The sequence below is a fragment of the Streptomyces sp. 4F14 genome, assembly GCF_048159485.1.
Taxonomy (GTDB): Bacteria; Actinomycetota; Actinomycetes; order Streptomycetales; family Streptomycetaceae; genus Streptomyces.
The window spans coordinates 105,261-126,015 of record NZ_JBLRVY010000002.1; the positions used below are offsets into that span (position 1 = coordinate 105,261).

The following is a 20,755-nucleotide window of genomic DNA, read 5'->3' on the forward strand; positions in this document are numbered from 1 at the left end:
GGCCGCTACGCCGCCTCGCGCACCGTCGCCGGCGGATCCGCAGGCTGCGAGGCCCCGGCGGCTCCCAGCTCGGCGATCAGCGCCGTCGCCGCCCGGTGCGCCGAGTGCAGCGCGCCCTGCACGGTGCTGGTGTCCCGGTGGTCCCCGCAGACGTACAGGCCCGCCAGCAGCCGGACGGCCCGGCGCAGGTCGTGCGGCGGGCGCATCGCCGGGACCGCCTCGGCGGTGTGGTGGACGGCGAGGGTCTCCCAGCGGGACGTGGACGTGCCGTACAGGCGCGCGAGGTGCGCGCGGACCGCGGTGTCCAGGTCGTCCGGGGGAGTGCCGAGGACCGTCGAGGAGATCAACGCCCGCCCGGCGGGCGCCCTGTTGGGGTCGACCTCGCTCATCACCGCCGTATGGGCGACCGGCCCGCCGCGCTCCGCGTCCAGCAGCAACGAGGTGCCGGTGTCGGGGAGTTCGTCGGTCGTGTGGTGGACGACGGTCACCGGGTGGAACTCCGGCACCCGCAGCCCCGGCAGCAGCTCGGCCGCCGTCCGCGCGTCCGTCGCGAGCAGCACGGCCCGGCACCTGAACTCGCCGTGCTCGGCGGTGGCGACGGTGGTGGTGGAGACGGACGTGACGCGAACTCCCGTACGCACGAACCCCGTTGGCAGCGTGGAGGCGAGCAGTTCGGGCAGCGCGTCGGCGCCGCCCTCCGGCACGCACAGCCGCCCCGCGACGAACGACCGCAGCGCGAGGTCCGCGCACCGGCTGGACGTCGTCAGCTCCGGGTCGCAGAGCAGGGCGGCGAGCAGCGGCCGCAGGAACGCGTCCACCGTACGGCCGGGCAGCCCCCGCGCCGTGAGCGCCTCCCCGGCGGGGGACTCGGCGCGGGCGAGGAGCCGCTCCACGGGGACGGACGCGAGCCGGGAGAGCGCGCCGCGCAGCCGCGCCTGGTCCATGGCCGACCCGAGGGGCCCGCCGTACCGCACCTCGGCGCCGCCCACCCCGGTCCGAGGGGCGCTCGCCAGGGCGCGTACGACATCGAATGCGCCCCTCGCGCCCCCTACTACGGAGCCACCGGCGCCCACCAGCGCACCCCCCACGACCGCCGCCCGCGAGCCGCCCTCGGTCTCGGATCCCCACGACGAGTCCTGCGCGCGGCCGAACCCGCGGACTCCTCGCCCGCCTCCGAGATCGAGCCCCCGAACTCCCCGCACGCCGCCCTGACTCAGCCCCAGCCCGCCCCGGACTCCCCCCGCACCCCGCGACCCGCCGGCCCCCCTCCGGCCGCCCGGCTCCGCCCCCCGAACCCCTCGCGCGCCGACCGGAGTCGTCACCCGCACCCGCCGCCCCTCCCCGTGCACCAGCACCCCCGGTGCGAACGGCCGCAGCACCAGACCGCCCAGACCCGGCGTCATCGCCAGCTCCGGATACGCCGTCGACAGCAACTGCCCGATCCGGTCCAGCCGGAACCCGTCGACCTTCTCGGTCGCCATCCGCCCCCCGACCCCGGGGGCGGCCTCCAGTACGCACACCGACAGTCCTGCGCTGGTCAGCCGCTGCGCCGCGGACAGCCCGGACACCCCGGCCCCCACGATGACGACATCGACCTTGTACGCGGGCTCAAGCACGTGCCCCTCCTCGCGGATTGCGCCGAGTCGAAGACGTCATGCCCTCAACTGGCCGTAGGGATACCCGAGTTCCGCTTGAGGGTAGGTCCATGCCCGGGGCGGGTCAGCTCGCGCACACACCGGGCACGGGCGCACGCAGGTCGCATGGCCCTAGCGCAGGGCGGCCCGTACGGCGTCGTCGATCCCCGGGAACGCGAACCGGAACCCGGACTCCAGGAGCCTGCCGGGTACGACCCGCGCGCTGCCCAGCACGTCCCCGGCCATCTCGCCGAGCACCACCTTCAGCACGGGGGCGGGGACGGCGAACACCTTCGGCCGGTGCAGCACGCGGGCCATCGCGTCGGTGATCTGACGGTTCGTCAGCGGCTCGGGTGCGGTGAGGTTGAACGGCCCCTCCAGGTCGCCTCGTTCGAGCAGGTGCCGGATCGCCGCGACCTCGTCGTGCAGCGCGATGTACGACCAGTACTGCCGCCCGTCGCCCATCCGCCCGCCAAGTCCCGCCTTGAACAAGGGGAACAGCTTCCCCCAGGCACCTCCACCCCGCGCCACGACCAGCCCCGTCCGCGCGAACACCGTCCGCACGCCGGCCTGTTGAGCCGCCTCGGTCGCCCCCTCCCACTCCACGCACAGCTCCGGCAGGAACCCCGAAGCGGCCGGCGCGCTCTCGTCGACGGCCCGGTCCCCGGTCTCCCCGTAGATCCCGATCGCGCTCCCGTTCACGAACACGCGCGGTGGCTCGTCCATCCCGGCCACGGCCTCCGCGAGCGCCCGCGTCCCGTTGACCCTGCCGTCGCGGATGGTCTTCTTGTACGCCTCGGTCCACCGCCGGTCCCCGACCCCGGCCCCGGCGAGATTCACGACGGCGTCGACGCCGGCCAGCCCGGCGGCATCGACCCGCCCCGCCTCCGGCTCCCACGCCACCTCGCCCGGCCCGGCGGCGGCCCGCCGCACCAGCCGCAGCACCTCGACCCCGTCGGCCTCCAGGGACCGCACCAGCGCACTTCCGATCAGACCGGACGCGCCGGCCACAGCAACTCGTCGCATACGCCCATCCTGCCCCCGACCCCCATAAAATCTCCGTTTGAACCTTCAAGCACCAGCTTTTGGCCGGGCCCCTACAGTGACCCCATGCCCTTGCGCATCCGCCCCGCCGCCCCCACCGACGCGCCACTCCTGGCCCACCTGGACCACCACGCCTGGTCCCGCCTCCACGCCGTCATGCCGAAGCCCGCCGTGGGCGCCCCCTTCTTCGACGACCGCCACCACCCTGACGACTACCTCGTCGCCACCCTCGCCGACCACCTCGTCGGCTTCATCCGCCTCGCCCCCGCGTTCATCGAAGCCAGCGCCCACGTCCGCCAGATCCAGGGCCTCGCGGTCTCGGAGTCGGCGCGGGGGAACGGCGTAGGCCGCGCACTGGTCCGGGCGGCGATCGAAAAGGCCCGCACGGAGGGGGCCCGCCGGATCACCCTCCGCGTCCTGAGCCACAACACCCCTGCCCGGAGGCTGTACGAGGGGGAGGGCTTCGCGGTGGAAGGGGTACTGCCGGGAGAGTTCCTGCTGGACGGCGAGTACGTGGACGACGTCCTGATGGGCCGGGCACTCTGACGGAACCTCAACTCCCTTCCTGACCCGGCAACTTGAGCACAGCCCACACCACCTTCCCGACCCCCTCCCTGGACCCCACCCCCCACTCCTCGGCCAACGCCTCCACCAGCACCAGCCCCCGCCCGCCCTCGTCCCACTCCCCGGCATGCCTCAACACGGGCTGCTCGTCACTGGCGTCGGCGACCTCGATCCGCAACTCGCCCTCGGCGAGGGTGACTTCGACCAGGATCTCGCGCCCCGGCAACGTCCTCGCGTTCACGGCGTTGGTCGCCAGCTCCGAGAGCAACACCTCCGCGTCGTAGGCGAGTTCCCCACCGATCCGCCACTGGACGAGCTGCCGCCGGAGGTCGTCGCGGGCGCGGGCGACGCTGCGGCGGTGGCCGGGGTACTGGTGGGTGGCGGTTCGCGTGGACATCGCGTTCGCGGGCATGGCTCATCCCCTTTGTTCCGGGTGGCTTGCGCTACGCAATGAAGCTAGCCGTGTTCGAAACGTGTTCACAACCTGCTTGGCTCGCAAATTTGCATTAGATCAGGTGTTCCATCTGTACCCAGGTGCATCAACGCGGCAGACTCTCCAGCACAGTTGAAGGGAGACGGGACATGCCCGTTGGGGGAAAGCCGACCGTGCGCAGCCGCAGGCTCGGCGTAGCACTCCGCCGCCACCGCGAGGCAGCCGGCCTCGACCAGGCGGCTGCCGCCGAGGCCATCATCAAGTCGGTCAGCAAGGTCAGCCGGGCGGAAAGCGGCCACGTGTCCGTGTCGGCGCTGGAGGTGCGCACGCTGCTGGACCGGTACGGGGTGACGGACGAGAACGAGCGCGACCGGTTGGTGGGTTGGGCGCGGACCAGTAATGAGCGGGGCTGGTGGGTCGACTATCAGGACACGCTGCGTCCGGACTACGCGGACCACATCACGCTGGAGAGCGATGCGACGTACATCCTCGACTGGGACCCGGTTCTGATCCCGGGCCTGTTGCAGACGGCGCAGTACGCGGACAAGGTCATCACCATCGGCCCGAAGTTCCTCCCGGAGGACAGGGTGGCCGAGTTGGTCGAGGTCCGGATGCAACGGCAACGTCGGCTCGACGAAGGGGAGGTGCAGTACACGGCGATCCTCTGGGAGCCCGCGATCACCGCGTTGGCCGACGGCTCCGAGGTGTACGTGGACCAGTTGCAGCATCTGCTGAAGGTCGGGCGCCGCCAGAACGTAACGCTCCAGATCCTCCCGTCGTCGGCGTTCCTGACCGCGACGATGTCCGGGGCGTTCACCGCCTTCTCGTACGGAGTGGAGCCCTACGCGGAGGCCGTGGCTGTCCAAACTTCCTCGAACACGGCCGTAGTTGAGGCTCCGGACGACCTGGCCCGCTACGCCAACGTTTTCGATCGGCTACGCTCGGCAGCACTGTCGCCTACGCAGTCCGCCCGCCGGATCCGCCAGGCGCTGGACAACAAGGACCAGCAGACGTAAGAGGTGCCGTGACCCCCGAGATCGAGTTCGTCAGCGAGTTCCGCAAGTCGTCGTACTCGGCCCAGGAGAACGCCTGCGTCGAACTCGCTCTCACCTCCCTCGGGGGCCACGCCGTCCGCGACAGCAAGCACCCCTCCGGACCAGTCCAGTTCTTCGGCTCCGAAGCCTGGACGACTTTCTTCGAGTCGATCCGATCGCCCCGCTAGCGGCCCCGAACTCGCCTGATCTCAGTGAGTGTTCGGCGTGCTTCCTCTCGGGTGTCCGGGCGTGGTGCCGGTACGGTCGGGCCGGCCAAGTCGTACCCGGTGAGTGACCGTGGTGGGACCGTGGACCAGTCGTCCCGCCGTACCGCCGCGATGTTCCCCTCCACGTGCGCTCGTTCGTTCTGCCAGTCGTCGGGCGGGGCCATCAGAATCCGTAGAGCGTGTTCGTCGTCCCATACCAGCTCCAGTATCTGCCTTCCGAGTTCGTGCTCGATGAGCGACCGGGTCTCGCCGGTCCCGAAGTGCAGAAGCAGTAGCTGCCCGTCGAAGAAATAGCCGCCGTCGTACCGGCCGGTGCCGATGGCGAGCGGCGGGAGCCGGGGGTGGAGGGCCAGCGCCCGCACGGGGAAGCGTGAGTGTGTGAGGGCCCGGCAGCTCAGGTCGGACGTGGCGAAGACCGCGACCGGCGCCGGGATGTCGTACTCGCTTATACCCGCTACGGCCAGCAGGCCACGGCGCTCGTCCAACTCGGCCACGGCGGGATCACCGACTGGGGAGAAAGGTTCGGTGCTGGGTGCGGTCATCTCTTGATCCTCCGTTGTCAGTGCCCCCCTGCATCATGGCCGTATGCGTGCGGCTCGGTTGATCAAGATGGTTCTGTTGCTTCAGGGGCGGCCCTATATGAGTGGGGCTGAGCTGGCTCGGGAGCTGGAGGTGTCCGAGCGGACTGTGAGCCGGGATGCGGAGGCGTTGTCAGAGGCGGGGGTGCCTGTGTATGCGGAGCGGGGGAGGGGTGGCGGGTATCGGCTGATCGGGGGGTATCGGACTCGGCTGACAGGGCTCGGGAGGAGTGAGGCCGAGGCGTTGTTCCTGAGCGGGGTACCGGAGGCGCTGCGGGGGATGGGGCTGGAGGATGCCGCGTCGGCGGCGCGGATGAAGGTCGCCGCCGCGCTGGTGCCGTCGCTGCGGGACGCGCCGGGGAACGCGGCGCAGCGGTTCCATCTGGACGCGCCCGCGTGGTTCCGGGAGCCGGCGGTCCCGGAGGGGCTCGCGGCGGTGGCGCAGGGGGTGTGGGGCGACTGGCGGATCAAGGGGGTGTACCGGAGGAAGGACAGGCTCGTCGAGCGGGAGCTGGAACCGTACGGGCTCGTGCTGAAGGCCGGCGTCTGGTACCTGTGCGCGCGGGCCGACGGCACGTTCCGCATCTACCGGGTCGAGCGTTTCGAGTCCGTGGACGTGCTGGAGGACCGGTTCGAACGGGACGCCGGTTTCGAGCTGGCCGCGTTCTGGGAGGCGCAGGGCGAGTCGTTCGCGAGGTCGCTGTGGCGGGAGGAGGTCGTCGTACGGCTGTCTCCGGAGGGCGTGCGCAGGCTGCCGTACGTGGTCGATCCGTTGACGGCGCGGGAGGCGCTCGCGGGGGTGGCGGCGGGCGGCGAGTGGGTGACGGTCACGCTGGGCGTGGAGTCGCAGGACGTGGCGTTCACGCAGTTGCTGGGGCTGGGCGCGGAGGCGGAGGTCGTGGCGCCCGGGGAGTTGCGGGAGCGGTTCGTGGGGGTGGCGGGGAGGTTGGGGACGCTGTACGGGGAGGGGTGAGGGCATGGCACCGGCCCGTCAAGATCCCGCCGATCCCGTCACTCCAGGTGCGTCCAGCCCCCCGAAGCACGATGCTGGTGCCGTGATGGACGAGACGGAGTTCTGGGAGCTGGTGGACGTCGCTCGGGAGGGTGCCGAGGGGGACCCCGAGGAGCAGACGGACCTGCTGGTCGCGCGGCTGCTGGAGCGGGACCCGGAGGCCGTCCTGGACTTCGCCCGTCACTTCGAGGCGCGGTACAACCGGGCGTACCGGTGGGATCTGTGGGGCGCCGCCTGGGTCCTGCTGGACGGCGTGAGCGACGACGCGTTCGATTTCTTCCGGTGCTGGCTGATCGGCCAGGGCCGGGACGTCTTCGAGGGCGCCCTCCACGACCCGGACTCCCTCGCGGAGCTGCTCGGCGACTTCGACGAGGAGATCGACGGCGACGGCGAGGAGCTGGGGTACGCGGCGGACGAGGCGTACGAGCAGCTCACGGGCGTGGTCGCACCGGACCTCGGCATTCCGCCGGCCCCGCCGGAGCCGGAGGGCACGCCGATCGACTTCGAGAACGAGGCGGCGCTGGCGGAGAGGTACCCGAGGCTGTGGGGGCGGTTCAAGGAGTGACGGGGCGTACGGCGCGAGTGGGTGACGCGCTGGTTCCCGACGGCCGCTCCGCCCCCGGACCACCGCCGCGCGCTCTTCTCACACCCGCCCCCTCCACGCCCCGCTCCTCACGCCCCAACGCTTCACGCGCCCCCCTCACGCCCCCACCGCCCGCCTCCGCGCGCTGTCGCTCGGGATGTACCCCTGCTGAGTCTCCGCCTTGAGCACCGCGTGATGCATCGGCGCCCGGTTCGCCTGGTCCAGCGCGGACGCGGTCGTCGCCGCCGGGCCGAGGACGACCGCGACGACGGCGCCCAGCACCGCCCAGGGGCTGCGGGTCCAGCTCTTCGTCTGCGGTGTGCGGTGCTCGTTCATGTTCCCCGGCCTCCCTGTCGGCTTGTGTCGTGCATGACGTTAGGCACGGGGAATGGGAGGACGCTGAAGGCCGCCTGAGACGTTCCTGTGAACGCCCGCCCCTGCAACTCGGCGGCGCGGGCGCGGATTTGGGGCAGGAGGTCCATCAGTGCGAGGCCGGGGCAGGTGGTCATGTACCCGTCCTTGTGACCGGCGATCACGGGGAGGTCGGCGGTGGTGCCGGAGGCGTACCGGCTGTACCCGCTCGTGGAGGTGAGGCGCGCGAGCCCGCGGGGGTCGACGTCGGACAGCCCGAGTTTCCAGGCGGCGAGCGCGGCGATGGCCTCGGTCATGGCGGGCGGGACCGGCGTCCCGGAGGTGAACGTGCCGAGCGCGGCGATACCTGTCGTCCGGTGGTTGAAACCCTGCGTGTGCGCGCCGGTGACCGCCCGGTCGACGCCGCCCGCGCGGCCCTCGTAGATGGTCCCGCAGCGGTCGACGACGAAGTTGTAGCCGATGTCGTCCCAGTCCCGGACGCCGGTCTGGCCCGCGCGCAGGTAGCGGATGGTGCGGGGCGCGTCGGCGCAGTCGTACCGGTTCGGGGAGTCGGTGTGGTGGACGAAGACGGCGACGACCTTGTCGTCGTAGCGGGGCGCGGGCTGGGCGCGGGGGCCGTCGAGCCAGGCGGCGCGGGGGACGATGCGGGGGCGGGGCGCGGTGTGCGGGGCGGGCCGGGGCTTCGCCGCGGTCGCCGGGGGACGGTCGACGCCGGACGCGCAGAGGCCGAGGGCGGCGACCGCGGCGAGGCCGGGAACGCAGGCGAGGAGCCTGAGCCGGCGTGTCCAGGAGCGGGCCGGGGGTTTGGAGCGGCGTCCGTTGCGCATGGTCTTACTGTCGGTTCGTCGCACTGCGGGCGCGATGTGCGGTGTGCCACTCGGTGGAACCAACGTCCCGTTCCGGGCGTTTCCCGAGGTACACGCACGCGTGGCCGGTTTCGATCACTCGTGCGGGTGCGGCTGATCAAAAGGGCCCTTCCCCCACGTATTCATGGGTTCGAGAGAAAGGCGGCTCCGTGGACCTGCTCGACATCCTGCTGGTGCTGGTCGTACTGGCGTACGCCGGCTCCGGCTACCGCCGCGGCCTGGTGGCCGGCTGCGTCTCGCTGGCCGGCTTCGTCGGCGGCGCGGTCATCGGCGTCTGGGTCCTGCCGTGGGTGATGAAGCTGGTCACACCGGGTACGACAGCGGCGACGGTCACCGCGGTGTGTACGGTCCTGGTGCCGGCCGTCGTCGCGCACAGCCTCGCCGGGCGGCTCGCCCTGCGGCTGCGCCGCGAACTCGACCAGGGCCCGCTGCGCGTCGCCGACGGCGTCGGGGGCGCCGCCGCCAACGCCGTCGCCGTCCTCATCGTCGCCTGGGTCGCGGCCAGCGTCCTCGGCGCGTCCTCCTCGACCCTGGTCACCTCCGCGATCCGCGACTCGCGCCTCCTCGGCACGGTCCAGGACGCCATGCCCGACACGACCCCCGCCTGGTTCTCCGACGCGACCTCCGCCCTCACCCAGGCCGGGTTCCCCCAGGTCTTCAACCCCTTCGAGAACGAGTCCACGGCCGAGGTCGCGAAGCCCACGGGTGACAGCGTCACGGCCAGCGCCACCAACGCGGCGAAACTCAGCACGGTCAAGATCGAGGGCGCGTCCGGCGACCAGGGCCGCGAGGGCAGCGGGTTCGTCTACTCCCGCGAGCGCGTCATGACCAACGCCCACGTCGTCGCCGGCATCGACCGTCCGACGGTCCGGATCGGCGGGGTGGGCCGTTCCTACGACGCGCGTGTGGTGTTGTTCGACCCCGACAAGGACGTCGCCGTCCTGTACGTCCCCGGCCTGCGCGCCCCCATCCTCCGCTTCGACGACGACGCGTCCCGGGGAGACCAGGCCGTCGTCGCCGGCTACCCCCAGGACGGCGACCTCAACCTCCAGGCGGCCACCGTCGCCAACCGCGTCAAGGCCACCGGCCGCAACATCTACAACGACGCGACGGTGACGCGCGAGATCTACTCGATCCGCTCCACCGTCCGGCCCGGCAACTCCGGGGGGCCGCTGCTGACCACCGAGGGGCGGGTGTTCGGGGTGGTCTTCGCGCGGTCGACGTCCGATGACGAGACGGGGTATGTGCTGACGGCGGACGAGGTGGCGTCGGATGCGGAGAAGGGGGTGGGGGCTACGGAGCGGGTGTCGACCGGGGAGCTCATCACATCGTGACTCTGACGGAACGACCCGATCCATCGTGCCGATTACCTACCTTCCGAAAGGGAGGTACAGAATTCCCGCGGCTACCACCGAGACGGTGAGCACCGCCGAACTGCGGAGCAGGAAAGCCGCAGCACGAATTCGACGATCTGAGGCATGACCACGGGATATCGCTGCCTTGGCCATGTAATGCACGGCTAGTCGGGTCACGGTGAGACCCGTGGTCAAGGATGCTCCGATCAAGACCGCAGCCCCTGCCGATGCGCCGACCCAACCGGTGGTAGGGGTGATCAGAAAAAGGAGCGCGATGAAGGTGCTCGACAGGAACCAGCAGAAGCCACTGAATCCCATGAATGATTCAACCCGGCCCCATTCTTCTTCGGTCTCGACCGACAGCGGCCCCGGATTCGACCTGACCGTGTCCCAGGCCAGCGCCAGTTCCTCCGTGCCGGACATCTCTGCGGGAGCGTGGAGCCGGTTGCCGATCTGATCGAGCAACCACCCTGCCAGCGCATCAGCGGACTTCGCCAGGTCCAGGCCGCCACTGCCCTGGGGACGGGCTTGCATAAATCATCTCTCCTTTGAGTTGAGCGACGCTGACGCCAGTCACCATAGGTTCCGTATCCGTACCAGCGGTCAAGGCGATTCGCTTTCACGCGACGGTTCTTCAACCACCTTCCGCGCGGCGACGGACAGCCCCATGCCGACGCGGTCGACCATCTTGCCCCAGCCGAACCGACCGTTGAGGTCGGCGGACACGGCCTGCTTTCCGCCAGGGGGTTCTCCCCACCCCCGGACGGGGGATGGCGTGATGGCTCAGGGGCGTCTCGGCCGACACCATGGACCACATGAGCAAACGATCACTCAAAACCGTCGCCGTTCTGCTCGCGGCAGCGCTCTGTGGAGGTGTCGCCGCCGTCACCCCCGCTCAAGCGACCCAGCCGGAGGGCAAGTTGAGGGGAGAAGTGGAACGCGTCCTCAAGGAGGCCGGGTTCGTCGGGATCTCCGTCGAGGTCAGGGACGGGGACAGGCGTGTCCGGGCGCGGGCCGGCACGGCGGAACTCGGCACCGACAAGCCGGTTCCGTACGGCGCGAACTTCCGCGCCGACAGCGCGACCAAGCCGTTCGTCGCGACCGTCGTCCTGCAACTCGCCGCCGAGGGACGGCTGTCACTCGACGACACGGTGGAGAGATGGCTGCCCGGAGTCGTCGAGGGCAACGGCAACGACGGCGGCAAGGTCACCCTGCGCCATCTCCTCCAGCACACCAGCGGCCTCCACAACTACACGAACGACATGGACTACGACGCGGCAGGTTTCGAGGAGCACCGGTACGAGCACCTGACGCCGGAGCAACTCGTCGCGGGCGCGATGCGCAGTGCGCCCGACTTTCCGCCGGGCGAGCCCGGGGACCCCGAGCCGGAGTGGAACTACTCCAACACCAACTACGTACTCGCCGGGATGGTCATCGAGCGGGTCACCGGCCGGAGTTGGCGGGAGGAGGTGCGGGACAGGATCGTCCGGCCGCTCGGGCTCACGCGGACGTACGCCCCCGGTGACGACCCCACGCTCCCCGCACCCCACGCGCACAACTACCACCGCTTCCCCGGCTCGACGGGCTGGACCGACACGACCGTACGGAACATGTCCTGGGCCGACGCGGCGGGCGAACTGGTCACCTCTCAGCGGGACTTGGACCGTTTCTTCACGGCGCTGCTGAAGGGACGTCTGCTGCCGCCGGCGCAGCTCGCCGAGATGCGGCGGGTCGTGCCCGCCGGCGCCGATTTCCAGATCGCGTTCCCCGGGCTGCACTACGGGCTCGGGCTGATGCGGCAGCCGCTGGAGTGCGGGGGTTATCGGTGGGGGCACGGGGGCAGCGCGGAGGGGGACTTCGTGCGCAACGGGTTCACCGAGGACGGCCGCAGGAGCGTCGTCATCACCGCTTCGGGATCCGTCCCCGAGGAGGGGCCGCTGCTGCGAGCCGAGGCCGCTCTCCAGAAGCTGACGGACACCGCGTTGTGCGAGGGCGTCAAGTAAAAAGACCGGGCCCCGGCGGCAACTCCCGCCGGGGCCCGTCCAGTTCGGGTCCTACAGACCGTAGCGCTCCCGCGCCTCCTTCACGGCCGTCGCCTTGATCTCACCGCGACGGGCGAGCTGGGCGAGAGCCGCGACGACGATCGACTGCGCGTCGACACCGAAGTGCCGGCGAGCGGCCTCGCGCGTGTCGGAGAGGCCGAAGCCGTCCGCGCCGAGGGACGAGTAGTCCTGCTCGACCCACTGCGCGATCTGGTCCGGCACCTGCCGCATGTAGTCGGAGACGGCGAGCACGGGACCCTCGGCCCCCTGAAGCGCCTGCCGGACGTACGGCACCCGGTCCTCGCCCCGCAGCAGCGCCGCGTCGGCCTCCAGCGCGTCGCGCCGCAGCTCGGTCCAGGACGTCGCGGACCAGACGTCGGCGGCGACACCCCACTCCTCGGCCAGCAGCTTCTGCGCCTCCAGCGTCCAGTGGATCGCCGTACCGGAGCCGACGAGCTGGATGCGCGCGGCGTTGGCGGCCGGCGAAAGGCCCGCCGACTCCGCCGTGTTGAAGCGGTACAGCCCCTTGACGATGGCCTCGTCGATGCCGAGCCCGGCCGGTTTCGCGGGCTGGGGGAGGGGCTCGTTGTAGACGGTGAGGTAGTAGAAGACGTTCGGGTCCTCACCGGGCGCGGCCTCGCCGTACATCCGCCGCAGACCGTCCTTGACGATCACGGCGATCTCGTACGCGAACGCGGGGTCGTACGTGAGGGACGCCGGGTTCGTCGCGGCGATCACCGGCGAGTGGCCGTCCGCGTGCTGGAGGCCCTCGCCCGTCAGGGTCGTACGCCCGGCGGTCGCGCCGATGAGGAAGCCGCGGCCGAGCTGGTCGCCGAGCTGCCACATCTGGTCGGCCGTACGCTGCCAGCCGAACATCGAGTAGAAGATGTAGAACGGGATCATGGCCTCGCCGTGCGTCGCGTACGACGTGGCGGCGGCGATGAAGTCGGCCATCGAACCGGCCTCGGTGATCCCCTCGTTGAGGATCTGCCCGTTGGTGGCTTCCTTGTAGTACATGAGCTGGTCGCGGTCGACGGGCTCGTACGTCTGCCCCTTGGGCGAGTAGATGCCCAGCGACGGGAACAGCGACTCCATGCCGAAGGTCCGCGCCTCGTCGGGCACGATCGGCACCCAGCGCTTGCCGGTCTCCTTGTCACGGACCAGGTCCTTGACGAGCCGCACGAACGCCATGGTCGTCGCCACGTTCTGCGAGCCGGAGCCCTTGTCGAAGGACGCGAACGCCTTCTCCGAGGCGGACGGCAGCGGAGCCAGAGCGTGCGTACGACGCGCCGGGGCCGGACCGCCGAGGGCCGCGCGGCGCTCCTGGAGGTAACGGACCTCCGGAGAGTCGGCGCCGGGGTGGCCGTACGGAACCTTGCCGTCGACGAACGCGCTGTCCGGAATGGGGAGTTCGAGCAGATCGCGCATCGTCTTGAACTCGTCCACCGACAGTTTCTTCATCTGGTGGTTGGCGTTCTTCGACGCGAAGCCCGTGCCGAGGGTGTGGCCCTTGACGGTCTGCGCGAGGATCACCGTCGGAGCGCCCTTGTGGGAGACCGCCGCCTTGTACGCCGCGTAGACCTTGCGCGCCTCGTGCCCGCCGCGCGAGAGGTGGAAGCAGTCGAGGATCTTGTCGTCGCTCAGCAGCTTCGCCATCTCGACGAGCGCCGGGTCCTTGCCGAAGAAGTCCTGGCGGATGTAGGCCGCGTCCCGCGTCTGGTACGTCTGCACCTGCGCGTCCGGCACCTCACGCAGCCGGCGGACCAGCGCGCCCGTCGTGTCCAGCGCGAACAGCTCGTCCCACGCGGTGCCCCACAGGGACTTCACGACGTTCCAGCCGGCGCCCCGGAAGCGGGCCTCCAGCTCCTGCACGATCTTGAAGTTCGCGCGGACCGGGCCGTCGAGACGCTGGAGGTTGCAGTTGATGACGAAGGTCAGGTTGTCCAGGCCCTCGCGGGACGCCAGCGTGAGCGCCGCCGTCGACTCCGGCTCGTCCATCTCGCCGTCGCCCAGGAACGCCCACACGTGCGAGGCGGAGACGTCCTTGATGCCGCGCGCGGTCAGGTAGTGGTTGAAGCGGGCCTGGTAGATCGCCGAGATCGGGCCGAGGCCCATGGAGACCGTCGGGAACTCCCACAGCCACGGCAGGCGGCGCGGGTGCGGATACGAGGGCAGGCCGTTGCCGCCCGACTCCTGGCGGAAGTTGTCGAGGTGCGCCTCTGTGAGACGGCCGTCCAGGAAGGCGCGGGCGTAGATGCCGGGGGAGGCGTGGCCCTGGATGAAGAGCTGGTCGCCAGAGCCGGGGGCGTCCTCGGACTCCTTGCCCTTGAAGAAGTGGTTGAAGCCGGTCTCGTACAGCCACGCGGCCGACGCGAACGTCGCGATGTGGCCGCCGACGCCGTACTTCGAACCCCGCGTCACCATGGCCGCCGCGTTCCAGCGGTTCCACGCGGTGATACGGCGCTCCAGCGCCTCGTCACCGGGTACGCCGGGCTCGGCCGCGGTCGGGATCGTGTTGACGTAGTCCGTTTCGAGCAGCTGGGGCAGCGCGATGCCGGTGCCCTCGGCCCTCTCCAGCGTGCGCCGCATCAAGTAGGCGGCCCGGTGGGGGCCGGCGGCCTTCGCGACGGCGTCCAAGGACGCCTGCCACTCCGCAGTCTCCTCCGGGTCACGGTCGGGGAGCTGGTCGAGTGCGCTCGGCTGGATGGCGTTGGGGTCGGTCATGTCGCCGCCTTCCTCAGTCGAAGGGGGGTGCCCTTGGTCTTTGGCAGGACAGGGCGTCGGACCTCGGTGGAGGTCCAACGGGGACTCTAACTCCCTGATCGATGATCGATCAAAGGGGGGAAGGGTAAAACTTCCCGAAGGAGGGAAAGTGGGCACGGGGTGTCTCGAAGCGGGACACCGGGTGCCGCAGAATTTGGCGGTTTGCGCAGGTGAGGGGTGCGTTCTGTAGTTCGGCGGCTACAGGTTCGCTGTGGTTGCTCGCGCAGTTCCCCGCGCCCCTAAAAGACAAAAGACTCGCCGCAGCCACGTCTTTTCAGGGGCGCGAGCAGCCACGACGCACCCGCACCCGCCACGTCACCGCCCCCACCCCACCCCTCACGCGCTCGGCGCACACCCCAGCACATGTGCCTTCACCAGATCCGCGATCCTCGGATCACGCCTCTTGAACGCCGCCACCAGCTCCTCGTGCTCCTCCGCGTACGACTGCTGGACCGTCCCCAGCCAGCGGATCGACAGGGCGGTGAAGACCTCGATGCCCAGGCCCTCCCAGGTGTGGAGGAGGACCGAGTTGCCGGCCGCCCGTACCAGCTCCCGGTGGAACGCGACCGTGTGACGGACCTGCCCCGTGCCGTCGGAGAGGCGGTCCGCCTCGTACAACGCGGCGACGTGAGGTTCGAGGGCGGAGCAGTCAGCGGCCAGCGTCTCCGCCGCCAGCTCCGCCGCGATGGCCTCCAGGCCCGCCCGGACCGGGTAGCTCTCCTCCAGGTCCGCCGCCGTCAGGTTCCGTACGCGTACGCCCTTGTTGGGGGCCGACTCGATCAGCCGGAGCGACTCCAGCTCGCGGAGAGCCTCCCGCACCGGCGTCTGGGACACCTCCAGCTCCGTGGCGATCCGGCGTTCCACGATCCGCTCGCCCGGCTTCCAGCGCCCGCTGACGATCCCCTCCACGATGTGCTCGCGGATCTGTTCGCGCAGCGAGTGGACGACGGGCGCGGTCATGTGGGCTCCTCAAGACGTTTGACGTTTAGACAATAAGGCCGGGAGCCGCCGCAGGCAGGGCACGTGGGCGCCCTTTTACGCAGGTGAGACGAGACTTACATGGAGCCTACGGGGAGAGACGACGAAGCCCCCGCCGGAGGATTTCCGGCGAGGGCGGCGACGTACAGCAAAAAGATCAGAGCCCGAGCTCGACCTCGAACTCGCCCGCTTCCAGGATCGCCTTGACGGCGGTCAGGTAGCGCGCCGCGTCCGCGCCGTCGACCAGGCGGTGGTCGTAGGAGAGGGTCAGGTAGGTCATGTCGCGAACGGCGATGACCGTACCCTCCTCCGTCTCCAGGACGGCCGGCCGCTTGACCGTGGCACCGATGCCGAGGATCGCGACCTGGCCCGGCGGCACGATGATCGTGTCGAAGAGCGCGCCACGCGACCCGGTGTTGGAGATCGTGAAGGTCGCCCCGGACAGCTCGTCCGGCGTGATCTTGCTGGCGCGGACCTTGCCGGCGAGGTCGGCGGTGGCCTTGGCGATACCGGCGATGTTGAGGCCGCCGGCGCCCTTGATGACCGGGGTCATCAGGCCCTTCTCGGAGTCCACCGCGATCCCGATGTTCTCGGAGTCGAAGTAGGTGATGGTCCCCTCGGCCTCGTTGATCTTCGCGTTGATGACCGGGTGGGCCTTGAGGGCCTGGGCCGCGGCCTTGACGAAGAACGGCATCGGGGAGAGCTTGACGCCCTCGCGCGCGGCGAAGGAGTCCTTGGCCTGCCCGCGGAGCTTCATCAGCTTGGTGATGTCGACCTCGACGACCGAGGACAGCTGCGCCTGCTCGTGCAGCGCCTTGACCATGTTGTCGCCGATGACCTTGCGGATGCGGGGCATCTTGACGGTCTGGCCACGCAGGGGCGACGCCTCCAGGACGGGGGTCGTCTTCTTCGGGGCAGCGGCGGCGGCCGGGGCTGCGGCGGGGGCCGCGGCGGCCTTCGCTGCCTCGGCGGCGGCGACGACGTCCTGCTTGCGGATCCGGCCGCCGACACCCGTGCCCTTGACGGCGCCGAGGTCGACACCGTTCTCGGCGGCGAGCTTGCGGACCAGGGGGGTGACGTACGCACCGTCGTCACCGGAGGTGGCGGCGGGGGCCGGGGTGACCGGAGCGGCGGCCACCGGCGCGGGGGCCGGGGCGGCGGCGGGCGCCGGGGTCGGCGCGACGGCGACCGGCGCGGGGGCGGCGGGGGCCGGAGCCGGGGTGGGCGCCGGAGCCGCGACCGGCGCGGGGGCCGGGGCGGCGGCCGGAGCCGGGGCGGCAGCGGCGGGCGCGGCGGCCGGAGCGGCACCGGGAGCACCGATGACGGCGAGCTTGGCGCCGACCTCGGCGGTCTCGTCCTCGCCGACGACGATCTCCAGGAGGACACCGGCGACGGGCGCCGGGATCTCCGTGTCGACCTTGTCGGTGGAGACCTCAAGCAGCGGCTCGTCCTCGGCGACCTCCTCGCCGACCGACTTCAGCCAGCGGGTGACGGTGCCCTCGGTGACGGACTCACCGAGCGCGGGCAGGACGACGTCCGTACCCGACGCGCCACCGGCGGGAGCGGCAGCGGGCGCCTCGGCGGCGGGGGCCGGGGCGGCGGGCGCCTCAGCCACAGGGGCCGGGGCAGCCGGGGCGGCGGCCGGAGCGGCCTCGGCGGCCGGCGCCGGAGCCGCTGCGGGCGCCCCGGTGCCGTCGTCGATGATGGCCAGCTCGGCGCCGACCTCGACCGTCTCGTCCTCGGCGACCTTGATGGACGCGAGGATGCCGGACGCCGGCGCGGGGATCTCGGTGTCGACCTTGTCGGTCGAGACTTCGAGCAAGGGCTCGTCGGCCTCGACGCGCTCACCCTCGGCCTTGAGCCAGCGGGTGACGGTGCCCTCGGTGACGCTCTCGCCGAGCGCCGGAAGGGTTACGGAAACCGCCATGGTTTCGGTTGCTCCTTACGAGTTGCGGAAAGTCTGTGTCGTCGCTTCGGTGACCGAGGGTCAGTCGTGCGCGTGAAGCGGCTTGCCGGCCAGGGCGAGGTGGGCCTCGCCGAGCGCCTCGTTCTGCGTCGGGTGGGAGTGGATGAGCTGCGCGACCTCGGCGGGCAGCGCCTCCCAGTTGTAGATCAGCTGGGCTTCGCCGACCTGCTCACCCATACGGTCGCCGACCATGTGGATGCCGACCACCGCACCGTCCTTGACCTGGACGAGCTTGATCTCGCCGGAGGTCTTGAGGATCTTGCTCTTTCCGTTGCCCGCGAGGTTGTACTTCAGGGCGACGACCTTGTCCGCGCCGTAGATCTCCTTGGCCTTGGCCTCGGTGATGCCCACGGAGGCGACCTCGGGGTGGCAGTACGTCACCCGGGGCACGCCGTCGTAGTCGATCGGGACGGCCTTGAGGCCGGCCAGCCGCTCCGCCACCAGGATGCCCTCGGCGAAGCCGACGTGCGCGAGCTGGAGCGTGGGGACCAGGTCGCCGACGGCCGAGATGGTCGGGACGTTGGTGCGCATGTACTCGTCGACCAGGACGTAGCCGCGGTCCATCGCGACGCCCTGCTCCTCGTAGCCGAGACCGGCGGAGACGGGGCCGCGGCCGACGGCCACGAGCAGGACCTCGGCCTCGAACTCCTTGCCGTCGGCCAGAGTGACCTTCACGCCGTCGGCGGTGTACTCGGCCTTCGAGAAGAACGTGCCCAGGTTGAACTTGATGCCGCGCTTGCGGAACGCGCGCTCAAGAAGCTTGGAGGAGTTCTCGTCCTCAAGGGGGGCGAGGTGCTTCAGACCCTCGATGATCGTGACGTCCGCACCGAAGGACTTCCACGCGGAGGCGAACTCGACGCCGATGACACCGCCGCCCAGGATGATCGCGGACTGCGGGACGCGGTCCAGGACGAGGGCGTGGTCCGAGGAGATGATCCGGTTGCCGTCGATCTCCAGGCCCGGCAGCGACTTCGGCACGGAGCCGGTCGCGAGGAGGACGTGACGGCCCTGGACGCGCCGGCCGTTGACGTCGACGGAGGTCGGCGAGGAGAGCCGCCCCTCGCCCTCGATGTACGTCACCTTGCGGGACGCGATGAGCCCCTGGAGGCCCTTGTACAGGCCCGAGATCACGTCGTCCTTGTACTTGTGGACGGCCGCGATGTCGATGCCCTCGAAAGTGGCCTTCACACCGAACTGACCGGCCTCGCGGGCCTGGTCGGCGATCTCTCCGGCGTGCAGCAGGGCCTTGGTGGGGATGCAGCCGTTGTGCAGGCAGGTACCGCCGACCTTGTCCTTCTCGATCAGGGCGACGTCCAGACCCAGCTGCGCCCCGCGCAGGGCCGCGGCGTAACCACCGCTGCCACCGCCGAGGATCACTAGGTCGAAAACGGTGCTGGCGTCGTTCGCCACGTCACGTCCTCCATGCATGTGCGCCGTACGCCGGTCGTCACTGACCGGCAGGCGGCTGGTGTCCGGCCGCTCATTGCTTCGGCCCTTCGGTGGGGGCCCTGTCCTGCCGGACCCCATCCTCGCACTTGTGGGACGTGGACGAGACACGGGGCTGGGGTGTGAGACACCACACGGGAGGGGTGCTCGGGTCGTCCCCCGAGCACCCCTCCCGCTGGGCGAACCCTCAGCCCAGGTCGCCGGCGGCGGTCAGCTCGGCGAGACGCACCAACGTCCGTACGGCCGACCCCGTCCCGCCCTTGGGCGTGTACCCGAACGGCCCGCCGTCGTTGAACGCGGGTCCGGCGATGTCGAGGTGCGCCCAGGTGATGCCCTCGCCGACGAACTCCTGGAGGAAGAGCCCGGCGACGAGCCCGCCGCCCATCCGGTCACCCATGTTCGCGATGTCGGCGGTGGGGGAGTCCATGCCCTTGCGCAGGTGGGCCGGGAGCGGCATGGGCCAGGCCGGCTCGCCGACCTCCTCGGCCGCGTCGTAGACCGCCGTACGGAACGCGTCGTCGTTGGCCATGACGCCGAACGTCCGGCTCCCGAGCGCCAGCATCATCGCGCCGGTGAGGGTCGCGACGTCCACGATGGCGTCGGGCTTCTCCAGCGAGGCCGCCCACAGCGCGTCCGCGAGGACGAGCCGCCCCTCCGCGTCGGTGTTGAGCACCTCCACGGTCTTGCCGCTGAGCATGCGCAGCACGTCCCCGGGCCGGACCGCGGTCCCCGACGGCATGTTCTCGGCGAGCGCCAGCCACCCGGTGACGTTCACCTCCAGTTCGAGCCGCGCGGCGGAGACGACGGCCGCGAACACGGCGGCGGCCCCGCTCATGTCGCACTTCATCGTCTCGTTGTGCCCGGCGGGCTTCAGCGAGATACCACCCGAGTCGTACGTGATGCCCTTGCCGACGTACGCGAGGTTCTTCGCGGCCTTCGGGTGGCTGTACGACAGCTTCACCAGCCGGGGAGCGGCGGCCGACCCCCCGCCGACGCCGAGGATCCCCCCGTACCCGCCCTCCGTGAGCGCCTTCTCGTCGAGCACCTCGACCTTGAACCCGTGCGCCTTGCCCGCGTCGACGACGAGCGCGGCGAACGCGGCCGGGTCGAGGTCGTTGGGCGGCATGTTGATCAGGTCCCGCGCCCGGTTCAGCTCCTCGGACACGGCGACGGCACGCGCGAGCGCCGCCTTCTGCCCGGCGTCCCGCGGCTTGCCCCCGAGCAGCGCGGCCTCACCGAGCGGCCCCTTGCCGTTCTTCCCCTTCGGGGACTCCTTGTACGTGTCGAAGGAGTACGCCCCGAGCAGCACGCCCTCGGCGACCGCCCCGACCTCCCCGGCATCGCCCAGCGGCAGCGCGAACGCGGCCTTCTTCGTCCCGGCCAGCGCCCGCGCGGCGGACCCCGCGGCACGCCGCAGCGCCTCCGCGTCGTACGCGGCGTCCTTCGCGGGCTCCGCGCCCAGGCCCACCGCGACGACGAGCGGTGCCTTGAAGCCGGCCGGCGCGGGCAGCTTCGTGATCTCGCCCTCGGCGCCGGACGCGCCGAGGGTCTCCAGGACGGTGGCGAGCTTGCCGTCGTAGGACTGGTCCACGGCTTCCGCGCCCGGTGCGACGACCGGGCCCTTCGCGCCCTTGGCGACACCGATCACGATCGCGTCGGCCCGGAGGCCGGGCGCCGCGGCGGTGCTGAGATTGAGAGCAGTCACGGTGGTGATTTCTCCGCTTCCGAATAGGAGAGTGCTGTGGCCGAACGGGGTGGGTCGACCGGGCCCGGCGGACGACCTTAGGTCGGCCGGGGGCGCACGGCTTCGCCGGGGTCTCTCCCGTCGGCGCGGCGAACCGACGCGACAGATCCCGTC

At 71.0% G+C, this 20,755-nt stretch carries 20 protein-coding genes; 7 read left to right on the forward strand and 13 right to left on the reverse strand.

Annotated features, from left to right (window positions below; all coding sequences use genetic code 11):
- Positions 1–5 precede the first annotated feature (5 nt).
- Positions 6–1,616: an NAD(P)/FAD-dependent oxidoreductase gene (locus ACLZOT_RS02760; RefSeq protein WP_416967058.1), complete on the reverse strand. Its 1,611-nt coding sequence runs from the start codon at positions 1,614–1,616 to the stop codon at positions 6–8.
- 150 nt (positions 1,617–1,766) lie between these two features.
- A complete protein-coding gene (locus tag ACLZOT_RS02765; protein WP_416967059.1) occupies positions 1,767–2,660 on the reverse strand; it encodes a TIGR01777 family oxidoreductase in 894 nt (297 codons plus the stop codon).
- Positions 2,661–2,744: 84 nt separating this feature from the next.
- On the opposite strand from ACLZOT_RS02765, the gene ACLZOT_RS02770 reads away from it, so the two are divergent.
- On the forward strand, positions 2,745–3,224 hold the full coding sequence (locus tag ACLZOT_RS02770; RefSeq protein WP_416967060.1) for a GNAT family N-acetyltransferase: 480 nt from the start codon (positions 2,745–2,747) through the stop codon (positions 3,222–3,224).
- Between the two features lie 7 nt (positions 3,225–3,231).
- Here ACLZOT_RS02770 and ACLZOT_RS02775 read toward each other — a convergent pair whose 3' ends face one another.
- On the reverse strand, positions 3,232–3,654 hold the full coding sequence (locus ACLZOT_RS02775) for an ATP-binding protein (protein WP_416967061.1): 423 nt from the start codon (positions 3,652–3,654) through the stop codon (positions 3,232–3,234).
- A gap of 170 nt (positions 3,655–3,824) precedes the next feature.
- On the opposite strand from ACLZOT_RS02775, the gene ACLZOT_RS02780 reads away from it, so the two are divergent.
- Both ACLZOT_RS02780 and ACLZOT_RS02785 read left to right on the forward strand, forming a co-directional pair.
- Entirely contained in the window at positions 3,825–4,691 is an 867-nt protein-coding gene (locus tag ACLZOT_RS02780) for a helix-turn-helix domain-containing protein (RefSeq protein WP_416967062.1), read from the forward strand.
- An 8-nt stretch (positions 4,692–4,699) separates the two neighbouring features.
- Positions 4,700–4,897 (forward strand): DUF397 domain-containing protein, encoded by a 198-nt coding sequence (locus tag ACLZOT_RS02785; protein ID WP_416967063.1) that lies wholly within the window; start codon positions 4,700–4,702, stop codon positions 4,895–4,897.
- Here the strand turns inward: ACLZOT_RS02785 and ACLZOT_RS02790 are convergent.
- Positions 4,894–5,478: a hypothetical protein gene (locus ACLZOT_RS02790; RefSeq protein ID WP_416967064.1), complete on the reverse strand. Its 585-nt coding sequence runs from the start codon at positions 5,476–5,478 to the stop codon at positions 4,894–4,896. The genes ACLZOT_RS02785 and ACLZOT_RS02790 overlap by 4 nt on opposite strands.
- 43 nt (positions 5,479–5,521) lie before the next feature.
- On the opposite strand from ACLZOT_RS02790, the gene ACLZOT_RS02795 reads away from it, so the two are divergent.
- Entirely contained in the window at positions 5,522–6,487 is a 966-nt protein-coding gene (locus ACLZOT_RS02795; protein WP_416967065.1) for a helix-turn-helix transcriptional regulator, read from the forward strand.
- 85 nt (positions 6,488–6,572) lie between these two features.
- On the forward strand, positions 6,573–7,091 hold the full coding sequence (locus tag ACLZOT_RS02800) for a DUF4240 domain-containing protein (protein ID WP_416967421.1): 519 nt from the start codon (positions 6,573–6,575) through the stop codon (positions 7,089–7,091).
- Between the two features lie 135 nt (positions 7,092–7,226).
- Here ACLZOT_RS02800 and ACLZOT_RS02805 read toward each other — a convergent pair whose 3' ends face one another.
- Positions 7,227–7,445 carry a hypothetical protein gene (locus ACLZOT_RS02805; RefSeq protein ID WP_416967066.1) on the reverse strand — a complete coding sequence of 73 codons (219 nt, stop codon included), beginning with the start codon at positions 7,443–7,445 and terminating at the stop codon, positions 7,227–7,229.
- Positions 7,442–8,308, reverse strand: a complete 867-nt coding sequence (locus ACLZOT_RS02810) for an N-acetylmuramoyl-L-alanine amidase (protein ID WP_416967067.1) — start codon at positions 8,306–8,308, stop codon at positions 7,442–7,444. The genes ACLZOT_RS02805 and ACLZOT_RS02810 overlap by 4 nt, the downstream gene beginning before the upstream one ends.
- A 188-nt stretch (positions 8,309–8,496) precedes the next feature.
- Here ACLZOT_RS02810 and ACLZOT_RS02815 point away from each other — a divergent pair, with 188 nt between their 5' ends.
- On the forward strand, positions 8,497–9,681 hold the full coding sequence (locus ACLZOT_RS02815; RefSeq protein WP_416967068.1) for a MarP family serine protease: 1,185 nt from the start codon (positions 8,497–8,499) through the stop codon (positions 9,679–9,681).
- A gap of 36 nt (positions 9,682–9,717) precedes the next feature.
- Here ACLZOT_RS02815 and ACLZOT_RS02820 read toward each other — a convergent pair whose 3' ends face one another.
- Positions 9,718–10,236 carry a hypothetical protein gene (locus ACLZOT_RS02820; RefSeq protein WP_416967069.1) on the reverse strand — a complete coding sequence of 173 codons (519 nt, stop codon included), beginning with the start codon at positions 10,234–10,236 and terminating at the stop codon, positions 9,718–9,720.
- Positions 10,237–10,305: 69 nt separating this feature from the next.
- Complete coding sequence (locus ACLZOT_RS02825; protein ID WP_416967070.1) at positions 10,306–10,428, reverse strand: hypothetical protein; 123 nt, start codon at positions 10,426–10,428, stop codon at positions 10,306–10,308.
- Positions 10,429–10,517: 89 nt separating this feature from the next.
- Here ACLZOT_RS02825 and ACLZOT_RS02830 point away from each other — a divergent pair, with 89 nt between their 5' ends.
- Positions 10,518–11,705, forward strand: coding sequence for a serine hydrolase domain-containing protein (locus ACLZOT_RS02830; RefSeq protein ID WP_416967071.1), 1,188 nt, complete (start codon positions 10,518–10,520; stop codon positions 11,703–11,705).
- A gap of 51 nt (positions 11,706–11,756) precedes the next feature.
- Here ACLZOT_RS02830 and aceE read toward each other — a convergent pair whose 3' ends face one another.
- The 5 genes from aceE to ACLZOT_RS02855 all read right to left on the reverse strand — a co-directional run bounded on the left by aceE (position 11,757) and on the right by ACLZOT_RS02855 (position 20,602).
- Complete coding sequence (gene aceE, locus ACLZOT_RS02835) at positions 11,757–14,468, reverse strand: pyruvate dehydrogenase (acetyl-transferring), homodimeric type (protein WP_416967072.1); 2,712 nt, start codon at positions 14,466–14,468, stop codon at positions 11,757–11,759.
- 375 nt (positions 14,469–14,843) lie between these two features.
- Entirely contained in the window at positions 14,844–15,467 is a 624-nt protein-coding gene (locus ACLZOT_RS02840; protein ID WP_416967073.1) for a GntR family transcriptional regulator, read from the reverse strand.
- A gap of 175 nt (positions 15,468–15,642) precedes the next feature.
- Positions 15,643–17,412 (reverse strand): 2-oxoglutarate dehydrogenase, E2 component, dihydrolipoamide succinyltransferase, encoded by a 1,770-nt coding sequence (gene sucB, locus ACLZOT_RS02845; protein ID WP_416967074.1) that lies wholly within the window; start codon positions 17,410–17,412, stop codon positions 15,643–15,645.
- A 60-nt stretch (positions 17,413–17,472) separates the two neighbouring features.
- Complete coding sequence (gene lpdA, locus ACLZOT_RS02850) at positions 17,473–18,861, reverse strand: dihydrolipoyl dehydrogenase (RefSeq protein WP_416967075.1); 1,389 nt, start codon at positions 18,859–18,861, stop codon at positions 17,473–17,475.
- Positions 18,862–19,084: 223 nt separating this feature from the next.
- Positions 19,085–20,602, reverse strand: coding sequence for a leucyl aminopeptidase (locus tag ACLZOT_RS02855; protein WP_416967076.1), 1,518 nt, complete (start codon positions 20,600–20,602; stop codon positions 19,085–19,087).
- Positions 20,603–20,755: the final 153 nt, after the last annotated feature.

What these genes read in the sequence shown, in the direction of transcription:
- ACLZOT_RS02770 (WP_416967060.1), top strand. Translation starts at nt 2,745, where the DNA reads ATGCCCTTGCGCATCCGCCCCGCCGCCCCCACCGACGCGCCACTCCTG.
- ACLZOT_RS02800 (WP_416967421.1), top strand. Translation starts at nt 6,573, where the DNA reads ATGGACGAGACGGAGTTCTGGGAGCTGGTGGACGTCGCTCGGGAGGGT.
- ACLZOT_RS02790 (WP_416967064.1), bottom strand. Translation starts at nt 5,478, where the DNA reads ATGACCGCACCCAGCACCGAACCTTTCTCCCCAGTCGGTGATCCCGCC.
- sucB (WP_416967074.1), bottom strand. Translation starts at nt 17,412, where the DNA reads ATGGCGGTTTCCGTAACCCTTCCGGCGCTCGGCGAGAGCGTCACCGAG.
- ACLZOT_RS02780 (WP_416967062.1), top strand. Translation starts at nt 3,825, where the DNA reads ATGCCCGTTGGGGGAAAGCCGACCGTGCGCAGCCGCAGGCTCGGCGTA.
- ACLZOT_RS02820 (WP_416967069.1), bottom strand. Translation starts at nt 10,236, where the DNA reads ATGCAAGCCCGTCCCCAGGGCAGTGGCGGCCTGGACCTGGCGAAGTCC.
- ACLZOT_RS02805 (WP_416967066.1), bottom strand. Translation starts at nt 7,445, where the DNA reads ATGAACGAGCACCGCACACCGCAGACGAAGAGCTGGACCCGCAGCCCC.
- ACLZOT_RS02830 (WP_416967071.1), top strand. Translation starts at nt 10,518, where the DNA reads ATGAGCAAACGATCACTCAAAACCGTCGCCGTTCTGCTCGCGGCAGCG.
- ACLZOT_RS02775 (WP_416967061.1), bottom strand. Translation starts at nt 3,654, where the DNA reads ATGCCCGCGAACGCGATGTCCACGCGAACCGCCACCCACCAGTACCCC.
- ACLZOT_RS02810 (WP_416967067.1), bottom strand. Translation starts at nt 8,308, where the DNA reads ATGCGCAACGGACGCCGCTCCAAACCCCCGGCCCGCTCCTGGACACGC.
- ACLZOT_RS02840 (WP_416967073.1), bottom strand. Translation starts at nt 15,467, where the DNA reads ATGACCGCGCCCGTCGTCCACTCGCTGCGCGAACAGATCCGCGAGCAC.
- ACLZOT_RS02765 (WP_416967059.1), bottom strand. Translation starts at nt 2,660, where the DNA reads ATGCGACGAGTTGCTGTGGCCGGCGCGTCCGGTCTGATCGGAAGTGCG.
- aceE (WP_416967072.1), bottom strand. Translation starts at nt 14,468, where the DNA reads ATGACCGACCCCAACGCCATCCAGCCGAGCGCACTCGACCAGCTCCCC.
- ACLZOT_RS02795 (WP_416967065.1), top strand. Translation starts at nt 5,522, where the DNA reads ATGCGTGCGGCTCGGTTGATCAAGATGGTTCTGTTGCTTCAGGGGCGG.